Here is an 18,329-nt window from a genome sequence, read left to right on the forward strand (position 1 = left end):
TCCTTTGCTACAAAAAATCATGTTCACCCGATCAACAATTGATTTGCTTGTGCGTCTTATTTTTAAAAGAAGAAACGTTGGATATCATTCCAGGTAACGAGAACCATCAGCAGCATCAAAAACCCAAACCCAATCAGGGTAATGATGCCTTCTTTTTCTTGACTGATTGGCTTGCCTCGCACACCTTCTAAAATATTTAAAACCAGTTTCCCGCCATCTAATCCAGGAATCGGCAGTAAATTAAAGATCCCCAAGTTGATGGAAATCATCGCCATCATGGCGATCACCGTTGTGACACCTTGCGATGCGGCTTGAGAAGACAGTTGGAAAATCGCTACCGGTCCGCCCAATTTATTGATATCTGGTTGGGCGATCAAGTTGCCGACTGCTCTAAAAATCACCAATGAATTGTCAATGGTCGTTTGCAGGCCGCCCAGTAAGATGTCTCCGATGCCAGTTTTTAACGAAGCCGTGATCCCTAAGAAACCAATCGTAGTCTCCCCAGATTCTTGACTCGCAGGAGTTGCCGTCAAATCAAGTGTTTCTGCTCCTCGTTTAACTTCGAGAGCAATCTGAGTATCTGGATACTTTTGGATCTCTGTCGTCAATTCTGACCAGTTGGATACATCAACACCTTCAACTGCTAAGATTTCGTCGCCATTTTGCAGTCCGGCTTCAGCTGCCGGGGTTCCTGCTTCGATTCCTGTCACGATAGTTGCATCTTGGTTCGCGACACCACCTTGCGCAAACACCAACCCAGTAAATAAAACCAAGGATAAAATAAAGTTGTTCATCGGTCCGGCAAAATTCGTCAGCATTCGTTGCCAAAGCTTTGCGGACTGGAATTGAACGTCTTTTGGTGCGATCCGAACTTCAACGCCATCTTCATGAATAATCGTTGCGTCATGATCCACAGCGTACGTAACTGCTTCTTGTTCATTGCCGTTGATGAAGCCAGTGATCGTCAACTTCTCCTCCAAGTCAAAGTCGGTCACTTCCATGGGGATCGCCTGCGGCAATTGGATCTTTTTGCTCGTATTGATTTTGATGACTTTGCCAGTTGCATCTTGAACCAAGGAGACTGGCATACCAGGCGTTAATTCGGTTTCATCTTCGCCCCAGCCTGCCATTTGGACATACCCGCCTAATGGCAGCATCCGAATCGTGTAGGTCGTCCCATCTTTCGCTTGATGCGCGAACAATTTAGGCCCCATACCGATGGCAAACTCTCTTACTAAAATACCTGCCCGTTTTGCAAAGAAGTAGTGTCCGAATTCGTGAATCACTACCACCACGGAAAAGATAATGATAAATACAAGTATCGTTTTCATGCTCGTTCCTCTCTTTCACAGCATCCCTCTCATTCAGGGCAGCCTTTCCTTATTTTATCACACCGGTTCCCGTTGAGGAACTCACATTCCCGTTGTAACAAGAATTTAAAAAAAGAAGCGCAAGCCAAGCCTGCACTTCTAACTATTTTTTAAAAGACGCCAAATAAATACATGATTGGAAACACAAACAACATGCTATCGAAGCGATCTAAGATTCCCCCGTGACCTGGCAGGATATTCCCTGAATCCTTCACGCCATAATGACGTTTGATCGCCGATTCCACTAAATCACCGAATTGCCCAGCGATCGAAAAGAGGACCGTCAATAAAATCATCATGGCACTACCGTGTCCAAAATAATCTTTCCCAGGAAATGCTAATAGATACAAACCAGCTACGACCACCGCAGCAGCAATCCCGCCTAGGGCCCCTTCGATGGTTTTATTAGGAGAAATCTCCGGCCATAATTTTCGTTGACCGTAACGTCGTCCCACCATGTATGCCCCAATATCCGTTGCCCACACGATAAAGAGACCGAAAACTAAAACGACTAAGCCATCCGTTGCTGACCGTGCCGTCAAAAAACGTTCAAACCCGACACCGGTATATAAGCTAACGATCACCGGAAAGCCAGCTTCATCGATGGTATACGTATTTTTCGAAATAACCGCGATCCCTAGTAACAAAAGAACGATCAGATAAAACAAGGCACTTTTATCTGTCCCCTCTGGCAAAAAGAAAAACCAGCGTTCTTGAGGCAAAACTAAGATTACCGCTCCGAGGATTGAAAGAATTCCTTCAAAACTGAAAATAGCTAATCCTTTCATCCGAAATAATTCATAAACACCAATTCCTGCCATTGCTGCTGCCAGCAATTCGACGGCAATGCCGCCAATATAAATAATTGGCAGGAAAAAGGCTAATGCGACGACCGCAGTGATTACACGTTGTCTCACTCTTCTTCCTCCTTCGTTTTCAAACCGCCAAAACGCCGGTTTCGTTGTTGAAAGCTCCCAATCGCGTCCTCTAATAACGCAGAATCGAAATCAGGCCAGAGCGCTTTTGTAAAGAATAACTCGCTGTATGCAATCTGCCATAATAAGAAATTACTGATACGTTCCTCACCACTCGTGCGAATCACCAATTCAGGATCACGTAACGCGTTTGGTAAAAAACCAGTCATCAAATGCGTCCCCAGCATGTCTTCCGTGAGCTCTGGTAGGGCTTCGCCGGAAGCTGAGAGTTCTTCATAAAGTGCTTGGACAGCTGTCAAAATTTCCGCACGGCTGCCGTAATTTAAAGCAAAATTCAAGATCATCCCGGTGTTATCTTTGGTTTGGTCGATCGCTCGCTTGACCGCTTCTTGTGTGTGCGCGGGTAAAGAATCCGTGAACCCCATCACTTTGACTTGAACATTTTCTTTGATCAGCTCAGGAACAAAGGTGTCGAAAAAGTCGACGGGCAGTTGCATCAAAAAGTCTACTTCCTCGTTCGGCCGTTTCCAATTCTCTGTCGAAAATGCATAAAGCGTCAATACCTTCACACCTAAGTGTGAAGCGTGTTTCGTGATTTTCTTTACCGTCTCCATGCCTTCTTTGTGGCCAGCTACTCTTGGCAAGCGCCGATTTTGCGCCCATCTGCCGTTACCATCCATAATGATCGCGATGTGTTGGGGAATCGGCAGTGATGGATCAAATTCATGTTCAGCCGCTTCTTTGATATATTTGTCTTTTTGTGGAAAAAAACGCAGCATCATATTCGCTCCTCTTCCAATTCTTGAAATTCATCTTTTACATTATAACAATAATCAGATTTCTTGCCTATGAAAACCAAGAAAAGATTTCTATATTAAGAAAAAACAAAAAAAAGCTGTCATATTCAAGTACATGAGCTACTTTCGCCCATAAAAAAAGAGCCGCTGAAGCGACTCTTCGTCATTCCTTTTAAACTTCAAGTAATTCTTGTTCTTTTTCAGCTGCGATGGCATCGATTTCTTTGATGCTGTTATCTGTAGCAGTCTGCACTTCTTTTTCAGATTCCCGCAAATCATCTTCTGTGATATCGCCAGCTTTTTCTTGTTTCTTGTAAGCTTCCATGGCATCCCGACGAATGTTACGGACGGCGATTTTCGCATTTTCAGCTTCTTTTTTCACATCTTTTGCTAATTCTTTACGGCGTTCTTCCGTTAATTGAGGAATCACCAAACGAATCACCGTTCCGTCATTGGCAGGTGTAATCCCTACATCACTTTGCATGATGGCTTTTTCAACTTCTTGGATCATTGTTTTGTCAAAAGGTGTGATCATCAAAATTCTTGCTTCTGGAATCGTAATTGAAGCCATTTGGTTCAAGGGTGTTGGTACACCATAATAAGTAACCATTACGCGGTCTAAGATGCTCGCGTTCGCGCGGCCAGCACGGATTTGTCCTAATTCCCGTTGCAAGTTTTCTGCTGCTTTTTTCATTTTGTCTTTTGCTTCTGTTAAAATTTTGTCAGCCATGTTATTTCCCCCTTACTGTCGTTCCAATATGTTCACCTAAAATGGCGCGGCGAATGTTTCCATGCTCATTCAAGTTGAATACGACTAATGGAATATCGTTGTCCATACTTAATGAACTTGCGGTTGAATCCATTACTTGCAATCCTTTAGAAATGACTTCTAAATGAGTCAATTCTTCAAATTTCACAGCACTTTGATCCGTTTTAGGATCTGCTGAGTAGACGCCATCAACATTGTTTTTCGCCATCAAAATGACATCAGCGTTGATTTCAGCTGCCCGTAAGGCTGCGGTCGTATCAGTTGAGAAATAAGGGTTTCCGGTTCCGCCTGCAAAAATGACGACCCGCCCTTTTTCTAAGTGACGTTCTGCTCTGCGACGAATATAAGGCTCTGCGATTTGACGCATTTCGATCGAAGTTTGGACACGCGTTGGTACACCAGCATTTTCTAGCGTGTCTTGTAATGCTAAAGCATTCATCACAGTCGCTAACATGCCCATGTAATCAGCTTGTGCTCTTTCCATCCCCATTTGCGCGCCGATTTGTCCACGCCAAATGTTTCCGCCGCCGACCACGATCGCCATCTGTACGCCTAATTCGTGGACTTCCTTGATCTCTTTAACGATCTCTTGGATCGTCGGTGGTTTGATCCCAAAGCCTTCGTCACCCGCTAATGCTTCACCACTTAATTTTAATACAACACGTTGATATTTTGGTTTGCCCATCATGATTCCTCCGTACATTCTCCAATACTATTGTAGCATATTGGTGCTCTTTCGTTGAAAATTATCTACACTATTTCTTCAAAAACCGTTTTTGCTTAAAAAAAGGGAGCGCACTTCCATGCGTTCCCATCTGTTCGAGGAACAGAATTATTTTTTCACTTGGCTCATTACTTCTTCAACGAAGTTGTCTTCGCGTTTTTCGATACCTTCGCCGACTTCAAAGCGGACAAAAGATTTCACAGTTGCGCCTTTTGATGCAACGTATTTTTCAACTGTCATATCTGGGTCTTTAACGAATGGTTGGTCAACCAAAGCGATTTCTGCTTTAAATTTCTTCAAGCGTCCTTCAACCATTTTTTCAACGATGTTCGCTGGTTTGCCTTCGTTCAATGCTTGTTCTGTCAAGACTTGTTTTTCATGATCCAATTCTTCTTGAGAGATTTGTGCTTCGTTCACGTAGCGAGGGTTGATCGCTGCAACGTGCATTGCAACATCTTTCGCAACTGATTCGTCAGTTGTTCCTTCAAGAACAGTCAATACAGCAATACGTCCGCCCATGTGTAGGTAACCGCCGAAAGCAGCATTGTCATCTTTTTCAACAACTTCAAAACGACGGAAGCTGATTTTTTCTCCGATTACTTGTGTTGCTTCGATCAACGCAGCATCCATTGTGCCTTTAGAAGTTTCTAATTTTAAAGCAGCATCCATATCAGCTGGTTTGTTTGCTGCGATTACTTCAGCGATTTCTTTTACTAAGTCTTGGAACATTTCGTTTTTAGAAACAAAGTCAGTTTCTGAGTTCACTTCAACGATTGCTGCTGTGTTGCCGTTGATCGCTACAGATGCTAAACCTTCAGCAGCAATACGGTCGTTTTTCTTCGCAGCTTTTGCCATACCTTTTTCACGTAATAAGTCTACGGCTTTTTCGATGTCGCCTTCTACTTCAACTAATGCACGTTTTGCGTCCATCATTCCTACACCAGTCATATCGCGTAATTCTTTTACTAATTTAGCTGTTACTTCTGCCATTTTTTGTTTCCTCCTAAATGTTTTTAAACAAGATTGCTTGTCTTTAAAAAAAGCTGTTTCAAAGGAGAGTGAGGCTTGGCGCCTAGCCTTTGAAACAGCTCCATCATTTATTATTCAGCTGATGCGTTGTCGCCTTCGACAACATCAACGATTTCTTCGATTGAAGTTGCGTTTTCTGTTGATTCAGCAGCAAAATCTTCTTCTGCTACTTGGTCTTCGCCTTGGTTACCTTCGATGAAAGCATCTGCCATTTTCGCAGTGATCAATTTAACGGCACGAATAGCGTCATCATTTGATGGGATAACAACATCGATTTCGTCTGGATCACAGTTTGTATCGACCATAGCTACGATCGGGATATTTAATTTGCGTGCTTCTTGGATCGCGATACGTTCTTTACGTGGGTCAACAACGTACATTACATCTGGAATTCTTGGCATATCAGCGATACCGCCCAAGAATTTTTCAAGACGTTCGCGCTCTTTGTTCAAGCCAACGACTTCTTTTTTAGGAAGAACAGCAAATGTGCCATCTTCTTCCATTTTGTTGATTTGTTTCAAACGAGCAACACGTTTTTGGATTGTTTCCCAGTTTGTCAAAGTTCCACCTAACCAACGATGGTTAACATAGTATTGACCTGAACGGATTGCTTCTTCTTTGATTGCTTCTTGTGCTTGTTTTTTAGTACCTACGAATAATGCAACGCCGCCTTCTTCAGCAACATTTTTCATGTAGTCGTAAGCTGCGTCTACTAATTTCACTGTTTTTTGCAAATCAATGATGTAGATGCCGTTTCTTTCTGTGAAGATATATTTCTTCATTTTTGGGTTCCAGCGACGAGTTTGGTGACCAAAGTGTACGCCGGCTTCTAGTAATTGTTTCATTGAGATTACTGCCATGTTGTGTTTCCTCCAATTTGGTTTTTTTGTTTTCCTCTCTTGCTCTTTTACTCCTTGAAGAACTGAATTGATCAGCACCGCTTCGCAGATGGAACAAGATGTGGGATTGACGTGAAAAACTCACGCCTTAAACAGTATACAGTAGCTAAAAAAGAAATGCAACTGATTCAAATGAAAAACTACGATTCGTGGTCCAGCTTTTTTTTAACGTTCTAATTCTTTTCTTATTATATCTAGGTTTTTTCGGCTTTATCTGCTATGATAAGGCTGACTTAATCAATCATGCTTAAAGGAGTTTACCTATGCGAAAAGCTGATCGCCATTTACTTATTAGACAAATCATTACTGAACATACTGTACGCACGCAAGAAGAATTATTGCAGCAATTGGAAGCCCAAGGCGTCTCCGCCACGCAAGCGACCATCTCTCGCGATATTCGTGATTTGAAAATCGTGAAAGTGCCCGATGAAACAGGTCAGACAAAGTTTGTCATTTTTCAAGGAATGCAATCGTCAGAAGATGAAAAAGAAGAAGAGCAGCGGTTGATACAGATGATCGAAGACGTTGTCACTAAAGTAGATCGTGTGCAATTTATGACGTTGATCCATACCGTTGCGGACAATGCGCCTTTGCTTTCGGCAGCGATCGATGAAGTGACTATGCCAGAAAAAGTTTGCTCGTTGGCGGGCTTTGATACAGTAGCGGTGATTTCCCGCAGCGACGAAGATGCTGAAACTTTTTATCAATTTATCAGAAACCACGCGGTCTTATAAGACACCGAACAAATGTGACCTATCTGTATTTTTACTACAAAAAAGCTGTGTCCTTGTCGAAACAAGGATACAGCTTTTTTTGTTACATTTTGTCGGGTGCATGTAAACCAAGCAACCGTAAATCTTCTTTTAATAAGGTCGTTACTGCATAAACTAGAGCCAGACGTGCGTCTTTTTCCGCATCTTCAGCCAAGATTTTCACATTGGCGTAATACTTATTAAAGGCCTGTGCCAATTTGATGGCATGTTTGGCAATGACGGATGGTTCATATTTTTCTGCTGCTTGCAGCACGGTTTCTGGGTAGCGCTGAATCAATTTGATGACTTCCCAGCTCTCAGTATCTGCCAATGACAAACTGCTGACAGCAGCAGGATCAAAGTCGGCTTTTTCAAGAATGCTCATGGCACGGGCATGAGAATATTGCACATAGGGTCCGGTCTCTCCTTCAAAACGGACAACTTCTTCTAGCGTAAAGTCGAAATTATTCAAACGGTCATTTTTCAAGTCGTGGAAAACGACTGCCCCGACACCGACTTGTTTTGCAACTTCTTCTTTGTTTTCAAGCGTTGGGTTCTTTTCAGTGATTTGTTCTTTCGCTGAATCGATCGCTTCATTCAATACTTCTTCTAAAAGAACGATCTTCCCTTTTCTCGTAGATAATTTTTTCCCATCTTTGGTGATCAATCCAAATGGTACGTGGGTCATATCATCTGCCCACTCAAAGCCCATTTCCTTCAAAACAGCTTTTAATTGCTTGAAGTGATAACTTTGCTCATTTCCTACCACGTACAATGATTTGGCAAAATTGTAGGTCCGTTTGCGGTACAGCGCTGCGGCCATGTCCCGTGTGATGTAAAGAGTCGCACCATCGGATTTGCGGATCAAGGCTGGATTTAAGTCATACGCAGCCAAATCAACGATCTCTGCCCCTTGGTCTTCTTTCAACAAGTGTTTTTCCTCTAATAATTCCACGACTTCTGTCATTTTATCATTATAGAAAGCTTCGCCATTCAATGAATCAAAGGAAACTTCCAACATATCATAGATTTTATTGAATTCTTTTAATGATTCATCACGGAACCATTGCCACAAATCCATTGCTTCTTGGTCACCATCTTCTAGTTTCTTGAACCAAGCTCTCGCATCATCTTCTAATTGTTTATCTGTCTCGGCAGCTTCGTGAAAATCAACATACAAACGCAACAGTTCGTTGATTGGTTCCGCTTTGACCGCTTCTTCTGACCCCCATTTTTTATAGGCCACGATCAATTTCCCAAATTGTGTGCCCCAGTCGCCTAAATGGTTGATGCGAATTGGCTGGTAACCGATTTTTTCTAAAATAAAGCCGATCGAGTTACCGATCACAGTGGAACGCAAATGCCCCATTGAGATGGGTTTGGCAATATTTGGTGAAGACATATCGATCGGTACTGCTTGCTGATTGCCGACGGTTTGATCGCCAAAATGATTTTTTTCTTTGAGAACCATCTCTAAGACATGGGCAGAGATTGCTTTTTTATCCATAAAGAAGTTTAAATATGGACCGACCACTTCAATTTTTTCAAAAGACGCTTGATCGATTTTTTCGGCTAAGTCTGCGGCAATTTGCTGCGGCGCTTTCCGATAGACTTTTGCTAACGAGAAGGCTGGGAATGCCACATCCCCATGGTCGGCTGACTTTGGATTTTCCAGTAATTGCTGAACTTGTTCGATCGATAGATCTTCTTTTACTACTTGATGGATGGCTTGTGCGACGATTTCTTTGTTATTCATAGTATCCCTCCTATAATGACTGAGCCCATGTTTTGATGAAACGTTGTTTGAAGCAAGCAAACAGCTGTATGTTTTTAACGCAAGAAATGATTGATAAAAACAAAAAAAGCCTCTAGCGCATAACATACACTAGAGACGAGATTTCCCGCGGTACCACTCTGATTGTCCTTTTCGGACCCACTTTTTCTGATAACGGCAGAATTCCGTTTGCTTGGCAAATTCTCACAAGTGCGTTTCACAATCTGATCAATTCGGCTTCCACCACCCCGAACTCGCTAACTGATACTCGAATCGCTACTTCTCTTGTTTCATCAAATCAAGGCTATTTACTTCCCAGAAAGTATAGCAAAGAAATGTTTGTTTGGCTAGCGAGATTTTGGCATTTTCAAAAAAAATTATTTTATACTTTAGGAATAAATAGATCTCCAGCAGTCACTGCCATGATCGCTTTGATTGAGTGCAAACGATTTTCGGCTTGATCAAATTGACGGGCATACTTACTGCGAAAGACCTCATCAGTGACTTCCATCTCAGAAATTCCATACGCCTGCGCTGCTTTTTTGCCATACGTGGTCTGATCATCATGAAATGCTGGCAAACAATGCATAAAAATCACTTGATCGTTTTGTGTTTTTTTCATCAACGATTGGTTGACTTGATACGGCAGCAACTGTTCGATCCGCTCTTGGAATTTTTCTTCTTCACCCATTGATACCCAAACATCGGTATACACGACATCAGCGCCTAGAACACCTTGATCCACATCATCAGTCACCAAAATCTTTGCGCCCGATTGCTTGGCATAGGCTTGTGCCTGTGCGATGATGGTTGCTTCTGGCTGCAAGGCCTTCGGGGTGACGACATGAATATTGACCCCTAAGATCGCACTGGTCACTAATAAAGAATTAGCGACATTGTTGCGCCCATCCCCACAGTATGCGATGGTCAAGCCAGTCAGCTCACCAAAGTTTTCTTGAATGGTCAAAAAGTCAGCGATCATTTGCGTTGGATGCCATTCATCCGTTAAGCCATTCCAAACAGGTACACCTGAATAGTTGGCCAGATCTTCGACAACCTGTTGACTAAAGCCGCGAAACTCGATCCCGTCGAACATGCGGCCGAATACTTTGGCGGTATCTTCAACAGATTCTTTAGACCCCAACTGAATATCATTGGCCCCTAAAAATTCCGGATGTGCCCCCAGATCCACCGCTGCAACCGTAAAGGCTGCTCGCGTCCGTGTCGAATTCTTTTCAAACAAAAGTGCAATGTTTTTGCCATCTAAATAACGATGTGGTTGATTGTTGGCCTTCATCCCTTTCAAGTGCTGGGAAAAATCAATCAAATATTGTAGTTCTTCTTTTGTAAAATCCTTTTCTGCTAAAAAACTGCGTCCTTTAAAAACCGATGTCATTGCATACCCGCCCCTCTATTAATTAATAAATATACACAATGATATCAAATGGTGAAATAAAATACAACGAAATCTTCTGTTTGCTCATAAATGAAACAAAAAAACACCTAAGAACGGATCTTAGGTGCTATCATCTTAAGAAATCGGATGGGCAAAGCTGACACTTGGATCAGCATTCAATGAAAGGTCTGCTAAGCGCTGCTTTTTCAACGCAACATGGGCATAGGCACCAATCATGGCCGCATTATCTCCGCAAAGACGCAATGGTGGAATCAACAATTCCACTTCCGGCAATTCCTGCATCGCTTCTTGTAAAGCGTCACGCAACCCTTGATTCGCGGCGACCCCGCCAGCGACGATCAGCTGGTTTACTGGATAGGCTTGGCATGCTCGCAACGTTTTATGAACCAATACTTCGACAACGCTGGCTTGGAAACTAGCTGCTAGATTTTCTACTGACAAAGCTTCCTCTCTTTGCTGTGCATTATGCACAAAATTGATAAAGGAACTCTTCAAGCCGCTGAAACTAAAATCAAAATTATCTTCTTGTATCATTGCTCGAGGAAAGTGATACGTATCACTGCCTAGATGCGCAAGGCGATCAATTTCTTTTCCACTAGGATAAGGCAAACCCAGAACACGACCGACTTTGTCATAGGCTTCTCCAGCGGCATCATCTCTCGTTTCACCGATGATCTCAAAAGAGCCATCTTCTGCCATATACACCAATTCGGTGTGGCCACCGCTGACCAATAATGCCATTAAAGGAAAAACCAATGGCTTCACTAGACGAGCTGCATAAATATGTCCTGCCATGTGATTGACCGGAATCAGTGGTAAGCTGTGGGCCCAGGCAAAGGCTTTCGCTGCAGAAAGTCCAATCAATAATGCCCCAACCAACCCTGGACCATAGGTGACAGCAACAGCTGATAATTCTTCAGGCTGTGTGTCGGCCTGTGTCAATGCTTCCTCGATGCATAAAGTAATCTGTTCGACATGGTGACGACTAGCGACTTCTGGTACGACACCGCCGAAGCGCTGGTGGCTCTTGATCTGCGAAGCAACAATGTTACTTAAAATGGTGTCGCCGTTTTTAATCACTGCCACACTGGTTTCATCACAACTGCTTTCAATGGCTAAAATCAATTCATTCATTTGATTTTTGTCCGCCTACTTTCTTTTCCATAATCAACGCATCCTCTTCTGGATGACTGTAATATTTTTTTCTACGACCGATGACTGTATAGCCCATACGTAAATAAAGAGCTTGTGCTTGCAAATTCGACACACGCACTTCAAGATAGATGCGCCGACCATCGGTTTGTTCCACGAGCGATTCCATTTGCTTCAACAATTCTTTCGCCAAACCACGACCTTGATACGCTGGTAAAACCGCTACATTAAACAACTCTGCTTCATCCAGCACTTGCTGAAAACAGAGAAACCCAATCAGCTCTTGATTGGTTTTTCCATAACGGAACAAATAGCGACTGTTGCTGTTTTGCAAATCTTGTTGAAATTGCTGCACATTCCAAGGCGAGCCAAAGGGATAGCTCTGATCTGCCAATGACCAGAGCATTTGCGGTGTCGGGATCGTTTGATCTGCTTGTTCGTTAGTCATTTAAAAATTTCACCATATCCAATGCGTCTTCATTGCCTTCGGTGTAGTACGCCGTTTTGATCGCCTGTGAAACAAACCCGAGGGTCCGATACAAACGTTGCGCATCACGATTGCCCAGGCGCACTTCTAATGTCAAACGGTCGCATTTGTTTTTCCGTGCATAACGTTCGATTTCTCCTAGCAAGAAAGAACCGATCCCTTTTCCTTGATAATCAGGAATGATCGCGATATTGGTGATATGGGCATCAGCGCCTAAAATCCGCACCCCGATAAACCCAATCATCCGCTCATTATGCAAGATGCCCAAATAAAGATGTTTGACCCGTGAATAAAGTTCTGACAAAAAGGCGCTCTTGGTCCAAGGCAGTTCCCCCGCATACACGAGACGCTCCACCTGCAGCAGCTCTTTAATGTCATCTCCGACTAATTCACGAACAACGTACGTTTCCCCTCGTATCTCTTTTTTACGCTCTGGGTATTGAATCTGACGGAAAAGGGCCAGCTTTCCCGTCATCGTTTTAAATTTTTTCAACATAGGCATCCACTCCCGGTTCATGCGAGGCTAACCATTTTTCTTCGGCTTCAACTAATTTTAAATAGTCTGGTACAAAATCATGGATCGAAGCGACCGGCGCTTCTTCTTTCGCAATAGCAGCTAAAACAACGCCATTGGGGTAACTCCATAACGATACTTGATTGATATGGGCTGTCGGCAGTTCCGCCTCGATCATGTCTTTAAATTTGATGGTATCGGCGCCGACAAATAGCACTTCTTGACCATCGACTGCTTTTAACTGGGTCAATAATTCAGACAGTGAGATATGCTGGTCTTTGATCCTTGTTTCTAAGGTCCCATTATGCCATTGGTAGGCACCTGCGTAGACATTTTGACGGCGAGCGTCAAACAACGGCACGATCACTTGCGATACGCCCACACAATTGGCAGCGACTGCTTTCAAACTAGAAACACCAATCAGCGGGATGTTCAATGTTTGCGCCAGCGTTTTTGCTGTTGTGACGCCGATTCGCAAACCTGTATACGAACCAGGACCTTTCGCAACAACGATTTGCTCCAGCTCTTTAGGTGCCATCCCCACCGCTTGCATCAATCCATCAATGGCAGGCATCAATGCTGTGCTGTGGTTTTTGATCGCCATCGTCTGGCTTTGTCCCAACACTTCTTGACCATCGACCACCGCAACCGCCAGTGTCTGGTTTGAGGTATCAATCGCTAATGTTTTCATCTATCTTCTCCCCATTCAAAAAACTCTCTCATATTCTACCATATTCTAATCAAATGCCCAACCAAGTCTCCAAAAAGATGCCTGCGTTTAGAAAAAAAGCAATAGGACAACAATACCCGAACCTTTGAAAAAAGCAAGCACGGCTGCAGCTGCAAACCGACGAGGCTGTTTAAAGGTTCGGGTAAGACGATAGTCATTTTTTGTTATTCCATTAAAACTCAGTTGACGTGTGTAACGACATCCTTCGGTGATTCAACTGGTTGCTAGGAGGATTGGCGCGTGATCAGTTCCGTTGCGATCGTAACTTTGCGAGGAACGGGTGCTGCATTCGTAATGATATCCAGCAAGGTCGTCACTGCCAGCTCCCCCAACCATTCCGTATGAACTTTGATGGTTGACAGCGTCGGAAAGACGTACTTTGCAACACTGACATCGTTGAAGCCGATAATTGCGATCTCCTCAGGAATCTTGATGTTTTTTTCTTGCAAAGCACGCATAGCGCCAATCGCTAAGGCATCACTGGAAGCAAATAAAGCACTTGGCAACTCTTTGTTTTGCTGCAAATACTCTTTCATCGCCTCATAACCGCCCTCTACTGTAAACGGTGCGCTGAGGTGATATTGCGGGTGGTGTAGCTTCAACCGACGGAGCCGTTCCTCAAAAATCCTGCGCCGAGGGTCTTCGATTTCTTGGTGATGATCCTTGGTAAACTCAACGCCTGATAACAAGCCGATCCTTTGGTGGCCTTTTGCAATAAAGTCATCGATCACTAAATCCACCGCTTGTTGAAAGTCAACTACCAGAGAATTGACGCCCTGAGCCAATGCGTCAAAATCGACCATCAACAAATTGGCTTGGCTTTTTTTCAATTGTCGAATCTGGTGATCATCGAATTTTCCTAGTGCAATCGTTCCATCGACTGCGGTATCAGTCAATCCTTCGTAGGGTTCTTTCAGCAAACGAATCCCTAATTCTTCGGTTTTGTTTTCAATCCCGATACGGATCGCTAAATAGTAAAGATCCGCTAATTCTTCCTCGGTATCAAACCATTGGATCAAGCGCATACTACTGGTTTCTGGCTGACTCTTTTTTTTATGTTTTGTGTAATTGAGTGCTTCTGCGGCTTTAAAAATTTTCTCTTTGGTTTCAGAACTGACCGATAATTCTGAATCGTAATTCAGCACCCGTGATACAGTGGCTGGCGAGACGCCAGCCTGTTGTGCAATATCTTTAATCGTTGCCATCTTCCAGCCTCCTTTTTTTGCGGGGAACTTTTTTATAAAGTAGCTATAAAGCGAGCAAAGGCCGCTTGCCCTGTCTGGTCTCGCTTGAAGACGCCTGCATGCGTCAATACTTGTGTAAAGACTTCCCCTAATGCATTACGTAAAATCTGCGACACGTTTTCGGCATTGCATTCTGGGTGCTGGGCTTTGATCGCATCTGCCCAAGGAATATGGTATGCCGCGATCTGATTGGGCTGATCCAATAGATAAGCAGTCACTTCTTCTAGTTCCGGAGCTAAACGCGGCGGGAGAACTGCCAAGCCCATGACTTCAATCAATCCGATATTTTCTTTTTTGATATGCTGCACTTCTTGATGCGGATGAAAAATGCCGTCAGGATGTTCTTTGGAAACATTATTATCCCGCAAGACTAAGTCCATTTCAAACAGCTCTCCTTGCTTGCGTGCGATCGGTGTCACCGTATGATGAGGCGTTCCATCTTCTGAAAAGGCATTGATCGAAACACTTGGATCTGAGTACTGTTGCCATTGGGCTAACACATATTGGCAAGCGGCGGCTAATTTTTGTTTGTTTTTCGCTTGTAGTCGTATCACCGACATTGGCCACTTCACGATCCCCGCAGCGACATCAGGAAAACCAGTTAAAGAAAAGTGTTGCTCGATCGGCGCTTTTGCCATGGCAAACGTGTGCCGTCCCCCTTGATAATGGTCATGAGACAAGATCGAACCCCCAACGATCGGCAGATCGGCATTGGACCCGACAAAATAATGCGGCATCACTTCAATGATCTGCAACAAGCGAGCGAAGGTTTGCAAATTGATTTTCATAGGACGATGGTCTAAAGAGAGAAAAATCGAATGCTCATTGTAGTAGGCATAGGGCGAATATTGAAAGCCCCATGCTTCATTATCCAAATTCATACGGATGATCCGATGGTTGGTCCGCGCTGGATAATTGACTCGTCCTTGGTAGCCTTCATTTTCCAAACACAACATACATTTCGGATAATCTACAGAAGCAGCAGCTCCTTCTTTCGCTATTTGCTTGGGATCTTTTTCAGGTTTTGATAAATTGATCGTGATCTCGATCTCCCCATATTCGGTATCAACTGGGAACACGATATTCTTTGCGATGGCCCGAGTCTTGATGTAATCATTTTGACGGCACAGCTCAAAGAAATAATCCGTCGCTTCTTTAGGATCATTGGCATAATGCTGCGCAAAAAAAGCATTGACTACTGAAGGCGGTGGCGTCAAAAAGTCCATCAACTGGGCTTCAAAGATTTCTCTTTCTGCGTGAGAATCGCCAATTTGCTGATTGCTTAAAGCGCATGCCACCAGCTCGTCCATCAAATCAATGGAGGACCGATCGACAGAACGAATTTCGCTGGGCTCAAAAACAGCTTCCCCGATCATGGCTAGTACTCGGTTTTGCAAATAAATACGATCCATTTCCATCCAGCCGCCAGCCTTGATTGCTAAAGTGACGAAATCGCTGATTGTTTGGCTGATCGTCATTGGTTATTCCTCCTGCCCTTGATACCCATTTGGATGGCTGACATGCCAATTCCAAGCAGTCTCGATGATTGCTTCGACGTCGGTATAGACTGGTTTCCAGCCTAAAACCTTTCGTGCTTTTTCACTCGATGCCACTAAGGTACTTGGATCACCGGCACGGCGAGGCGCCACTCTGGCTGGGATCTCTTTTTTCGTTACATTGCGAGCAGCTTCCACCATTTCTTTCACAGAGTACCCATGATTGCTGCCTAAATTGAAAACATTGCTCTCATTGCCTTTTTGTAAATATTCTAATGCCAACAGGTGAGCAGCGATCAGATCTTCGACATGGACATAATCGCGGACACAAGTACCATCTGGAGTATCGTAATCCTCCCCAAAAATTGCTACCTCTTTGCGTTGTCCTAAAGCAGCTTGCAAGATGATCGGTACTAAGTGTGTTTCTGGATCATGGTCTTCACCAATCGAAGCATCCGACTTCGCGCCAGCCACATTGAAATAACGCAATGCGACATACTTCATTCCATAAGCTTCATCGCACCAACGCATCATTTTTTCCATGATCAACTTGCTTTCGCCATATGGATTTTTAGGATTTGTTGGGGTTTTTTCCGTGATTGGACTATGGTCAGGTTCCCCATAAGTTGCTGCTGTAGAGGAAAAGACGATATGTTTCACTTGATGTTCCTTCATCACTTCTAAGAGGACCTGCATCCCATACACATTATTGTTGAAATACTTCAATGGTTTTTCCACAGATTCTCCCACCAAAGAGCTGGCAGCAAAGTGAATCACGCCATCAATCGTTTCTTTTTCAAATACCGATTGTAAAAATGCTTTGTCGCGAATATCTCCTTCATAAAAGGTTGCTGCTGGATGGATCGCTTGGCGATGTCCTGTCAGCAAATTGTCAACGACAACGACTTGTTTTCCTTGTTCGATCAATTGATCGACTGCATGAGAACCGATATAGCCGGCTCCTCCTAATACTAAAATCGCCATATTTTCAGCCTTCTTTCTTCATTCCTTCATCGTTTCTTATTCTACAGTTTTCGTGCACCATCATCAATACTTGCTTGATAAATGTCGGTTGCGTAGCCGATTTCTGCTAAATAGGCTGCTCTGACTGACGCTTCGAAATCAGCCCATTCACTTGCTTTGACCAATGCGATCCCGCAACCGCCAAAGCCCGCACCAGTCATCCGCGCACCTAGAACAGCAGGGTGCGCTTGAGCGGCTGCGACTAGTGTATCTAGTTCATGCCCTGTCACTTCATAATCATCTCGCAATGAGGCATGGGAGGCATTTAATAACTGGCCGAATTCTTCAAGATCACCAGCAGTCAAAGCAGCTTTTGCTTTCAATGTCCGTTGGTTTTCCGTCACCGCATGTTTCGCCCGTTTGATCAAGCGTGGATCATCGATCAATGCTGTATTTGCAAAAAAGGTTGCTTCGTCTAATGCGCCCAATGAATCAATGGCTAATGATTTTTGCAAACGAGCCAATGCTTCTTCACATTCTGCACGTCGTTCATTGTATTTAGAATCAGCCAATTCGCGTCGCTTATTGGTATTCATGATCGCTACGACATAATCGCCAAATGCCGCTGGTACGACTTCATAATTTAACGTGTTCGTATCTAAAAGCAGTGCATGGTCTTTTTGACCCATTCCGATCGCAAATTGATCCATGATCCCTGAGTTAACGCCAATAAACTCATTTTCGACTTTTTTGCCGATTTTAACTAAGTCCAAGGTCGTCAGGGTTAAATCAAAGAGATCTTTTAGACAAACCCCCGTCAGCAATTCAATCGATGCCGAAGAAGAAAGACCTGCGCCATTCGGAATGTTGCCATAAAAAGCGATGTCAAAGCCTCGATCGATCACTTGCCCCGCTTCTTTTAGAAAACGAACGACTCCTTTCGGATAGTTTGTCCAATCATCTTCTTTTCGGTAATCCAGCTCATCTAACGAAAAGGAGATCACGCCTTTTTCTGGAAAGTTCTCTGAATAGAGTTGGATCAACTGGTCTTCACGTTTTCGCGCTACTGCATACGTCCCTAATGTGATCGCCGCCGGGAAAACATAACCGCCATTGTAATCCGTGTGTTCACCGATCAAGTTGATTCTCCCTGGTGCAAAATACATGCCTGTGCCTTCTGTTCCAAATTTATCAATAAATATCTGTTGCAATTGCTCCATTTCTCTCACTCCCACTTTCTTTTTAGTAAACTTATTGTAAAATATTTACTAAATCAT

Annotated in this window: 18 protein-coding genes and 1 other annotated feature; of the genes, 1 reads left to right on the plus strand and 17 read right to left on the minus strand. The window is 43.6% G+C overall.

Annotation, left to right across the window (positions count from 1 at the left end; all coding sequences use genetic code 11):
- Positions 1–62: 62 nt before the first annotated feature.
- From rseP to rpsB, 7 genes are all read right to left on the minus strand, one after another.
- Positions 63–1,331 (minus strand): RIP metalloprotease RseP, encoded by a 1,269-nt coding sequence (rseP, locus tag A5870_RS10870; RefSeq protein WP_081118765.1) that lies wholly within the window; start codon positions 1,329–1,331, stop codon positions 63–65.
- A gap of 149 nt (positions 1,332–1,480) precedes the next feature.
- On the minus strand, positions 1,481–2,287 hold the full coding sequence (locus tag A5870_RS10875) for a phosphatidate cytidylyltransferase (protein WP_077452615.1): 807 nt from the start codon (positions 2,285–2,287) through the stop codon (positions 1,481–1,483).
- Positions 2,284–3,084 carry an isoprenyl transferase gene (locus A5870_RS10880; protein ID WP_086293422.1) on the minus strand — a complete coding sequence of 267 codons (801 nt, stop codon included), beginning with the start codon at positions 3,082–3,084 and terminating at the stop codon, positions 2,284–2,286. Before A5870_RS10880 ends, A5870_RS10875 begins: the two co-directional genes overlap by 4 nt.
- Before the next feature lie 190 nt (positions 3,085–3,274).
- Positions 3,275–3,832 (minus strand): ribosome recycling factor, encoded by a 558-nt coding sequence (gene frr, locus A5870_RS10885; protein WP_077452616.1) that lies wholly within the window; start codon positions 3,830–3,832, stop codon positions 3,275–3,277.
- Position 3,833: 1 nt separating this feature from the next.
- Positions 3,834–4,556 (minus strand): UMP kinase, encoded by a 723-nt coding sequence (pyrH, locus tag A5870_RS10890; RefSeq protein ID WP_005229433.1) that lies wholly within the window; start codon positions 4,554–4,556, stop codon positions 3,834–3,836.
- A gap of 147 nt (positions 4,557–4,703) precedes the next feature.
- Positions 4,704–5,585 (minus strand): translation elongation factor Ts, encoded by an 882-nt coding sequence (tsf, locus tag A5870_RS10895; protein ID WP_005229432.1) that lies wholly within the window; start codon positions 5,583–5,585, stop codon positions 4,704–4,706.
- 110 nt (positions 5,586–5,695) lie between these two features.
- Positions 5,696–6,484, minus strand: a complete 789-nt coding sequence (gene rpsB / locus A5870_RS10900; RefSeq protein ID WP_005229426.1) for a 30S ribosomal protein S2 — start codon at positions 6,482–6,484, stop codon at positions 5,696–5,698.
- 302 nt (positions 6,485–6,786) lie between these two features.
- On the opposite strand from rpsB, the gene A5870_RS10905 reads away from it, so the two are divergent.
- Positions 6,787–7,257, plus strand: a complete 471-nt coding sequence (locus A5870_RS10905; RefSeq protein ID WP_005229424.1) for an arginine repressor — start codon at positions 6,787–6,789, stop codon at positions 7,255–7,257.
- Positions 7,258–7,339: 82 nt separating this feature from the next.
- On the opposite strand, the gene argS is transcribed toward A5870_RS10905, so the two are convergent.
- The 10 genes from argS to A5870_RS10955 all read right to left on the minus strand — a co-directional run bounded on the left by argS (position 7,340) and on the right by A5870_RS10955 (position 18,272).
- Positions 7,340–9,031 carry an arginine--tRNA ligase gene (gene argS, locus A5870_RS10910; protein WP_086292834.1) on the minus strand — a complete coding sequence of 564 codons (1,692 nt, stop codon included), beginning with the start codon at positions 9,029–9,031 and terminating at the stop codon, positions 7,340–7,342.
- Between the two features lie 128 nt (positions 9,032–9,159).
- Positions 9,160–9,352: a binding site (T-box leader), on the minus strand.
- Positions 9,353–9,431: 79 nt separating this feature from the next.
- Positions 9,432–10,445, minus strand: a complete 1,014-nt coding sequence (gene argF, locus A5870_RS10915; RefSeq protein ID WP_005229421.1) for an ornithine carbamoyltransferase — start codon at positions 10,443–10,445, stop codon at positions 9,432–9,434.
- Between the two features lie 135 nt (positions 10,446–10,580).
- A complete protein-coding gene (tsaD, locus tag A5870_RS10920) occupies positions 10,581–11,600 on the minus strand; it encodes a tRNA (adenosine(37)-N6)-threonylcarbamoyltransferase complex transferase subunit TsaD (RefSeq protein WP_077452619.1) in 1,020 nt (339 codons plus the stop codon).
- Positions 11,593–12,066: a ribosomal protein S18-alanine N-acetyltransferase gene (gene rimI / locus A5870_RS10925; protein WP_005229417.1), complete on the minus strand. Its 474-nt coding sequence runs from the start codon at positions 12,064–12,066 to the stop codon at positions 11,593–11,595. Before rimI (A5870_RS10925) ends, tsaD begins: the two co-directional genes overlap by 8 nt.
- Positions 12,059–12,601, minus strand: a complete 543-nt coding sequence (gene rimI, locus A5870_RS10930) for a ribosomal protein S18-alanine N-acetyltransferase (protein WP_005237007.1) — start codon at positions 12,599–12,601, stop codon at positions 12,059–12,061. The genes rimI (A5870_RS10925) and rimI (A5870_RS10930) overlap by 8 nt, the downstream gene beginning before the upstream one ends.
- Entirely contained in the window at positions 12,585–13,310 is a 726-nt protein-coding gene (gene tsaB, locus A5870_RS10935; protein WP_086292836.1) for a tRNA (adenosine(37)-N6)-threonylcarbamoyltransferase complex dimerization subunit type 1 TsaB, read from the minus strand. The genes rimI (A5870_RS10930) and tsaB overlap by 17 nt, the downstream gene beginning before the upstream one ends.
- 263 nt (positions 13,311–13,573) lie before the next feature.
- Positions 13,574–14,554, minus strand: a complete 981-nt coding sequence (locus tag A5870_RS10940; RefSeq protein WP_005229404.1) for a LacI family DNA-binding transcriptional regulator — start codon at positions 14,552–14,554, stop codon at positions 13,574–13,576.
- Between the two features lie 32 nt (positions 14,555–14,586).
- The gene (gene galT / locus A5870_RS10945) at positions 14,587–16,071 is read right to left on the minus strand and encodes a UDP-glucose--hexose-1-phosphate uridylyltransferase (protein WP_086292838.1); all 1,485 of its coding nucleotides are present in this window, start codon (positions 16,069–16,071) and stop codon (positions 14,587–14,589) included.
- A 3-nt stretch (positions 16,072–16,074) separates the two neighbouring features.
- Complete coding sequence (gene galE / locus A5870_RS10950) at positions 16,075–17,073, minus strand: UDP-glucose 4-epimerase GalE (protein ID WP_086292840.1); 999 nt, start codon at positions 17,071–17,073, stop codon at positions 16,075–16,077.
- Between the two features lie 41 nt (positions 17,074–17,114).
- A complete protein-coding gene (locus tag A5870_RS10955; RefSeq protein WP_086292841.1) occupies positions 17,115–18,272 on the minus strand; it encodes a galactokinase in 1,158 nt (385 codons plus the stop codon).
- Between the last annotated feature and the right edge of the window lie 57 nt (positions 18,273–18,329).

Origin of the sequence: Enterococcus sp. 2G9_DIV0600 (genome assembly GCF_002140615.1) — a bacterium.
Taxonomy (GTDB): domain Bacteria; phylum Bacillota; class Bacilli; order Lactobacillales; family Enterococcaceae; genus Enterococcus_D; species Enterococcus_D innesii.

What these genes read in the sequence shown, in the direction of transcription:
- rseP (WP_081118765.1), bottom strand. Translation starts at nt 1,331, where the DNA reads ATGAAAACGATACTTGTATTTATCATTATCTTTTCCGTGGTGGTAGTG.
- galE (WP_086292840.1), bottom strand. Translation starts at nt 17,073, where the DNA reads ATGGCGATTTTAGTATTAGGAGGAGCCGGCTATATCGGTTCTCATGCA.
- rimI (WP_005229417.1), bottom strand. Translation starts at nt 12,066, where the DNA reads ATGACTAACGAACAAGCAGATCAAACGATCCCGACACCGCAAATGCTC.
- rpsB (WP_005229426.1), bottom strand. Translation starts at nt 6,484, where the DNA reads ATGGCAGTAATCTCAATGAAACAATTACTAGAAGCCGGCGTACACTTT.
- A5870_RS10880 (WP_086293422.1), bottom strand. Translation starts at nt 3,084, where the DNA reads ATGCTGCGTTTTTTTCCACAAAAAGACAAATATATCAAAGAAGCGGCT.
- A5870_RS10940 (WP_005229404.1), bottom strand. Translation starts at nt 14,554, where the DNA reads ATGGCAACGATTAAAGATATTGCACAACAGGCTGGCGTCTCGCCAGCC.
- A5870_RS10955 (WP_086292841.1), bottom strand. Translation starts at nt 18,272, where the DNA reads ATGGAGCAATTGCAACAGATATTTATTGATAAATTTGGAACAGAAGGC.
- tsf (WP_005229432.1), bottom strand. Translation starts at nt 5,585, where the DNA reads ATGGCAGAAGTAACAGCTAAATTAGTAAAAGAATTACGCGATATGACT.
- argS (WP_086292834.1), bottom strand. Translation starts at nt 9,031, where the DNA reads ATGAATAACAAAGAAATCGTCGCACAAGCCATCCATCAAGTAGTAAAA.
- frr (WP_077452616.1), bottom strand. Translation starts at nt 3,832, where the DNA reads ATGGCTGACAAAATTTTAACAGAAGCAAAAGACAAAATGAAAAAAGCA.
- rimI (WP_005237007.1), bottom strand. Translation starts at nt 12,601, where the DNA reads ATGTTGAAAAAATTTAAAACGATGACGGGAAAGCTGGCCCTTTTCCGT.
- galT (WP_086292838.1), bottom strand. Translation starts at nt 16,071, where the DNA reads ATGACGATCAGCCAAACAATCAGCGATTTCGTCACTTTAGCAATCAAG.
- pyrH (WP_005229433.1), bottom strand. Translation starts at nt 4,556, where the DNA reads ATGGGCAAACCAAAATATCAACGTGTTGTATTAAAATTAAGTGGTGAA.
- argF (WP_005229421.1), bottom strand. Translation starts at nt 10,445, where the DNA reads ATGACATCGGTTTTTAAAGGACGCAGTTTTTTAGCAGAAAAGGATTTT.
- tsaB (WP_086292836.1), bottom strand. Translation starts at nt 13,310, where the DNA reads ATGAAAACATTAGCGATTGATACCTCAAACCAGACACTGGCGGTTGCG.
- tsaD (WP_077452619.1), bottom strand. Translation starts at nt 11,600, where the DNA reads ATGAATGAATTGATTTTAGCCATTGAAAGCAGTTGTGATGAAACCAGT.
- A5870_RS10905 (WP_005229424.1), top strand. Translation starts at nt 6,787, where the DNA reads ATGCGAAAAGCTGATCGCCATTTACTTATTAGACAAATCATTACTGAA.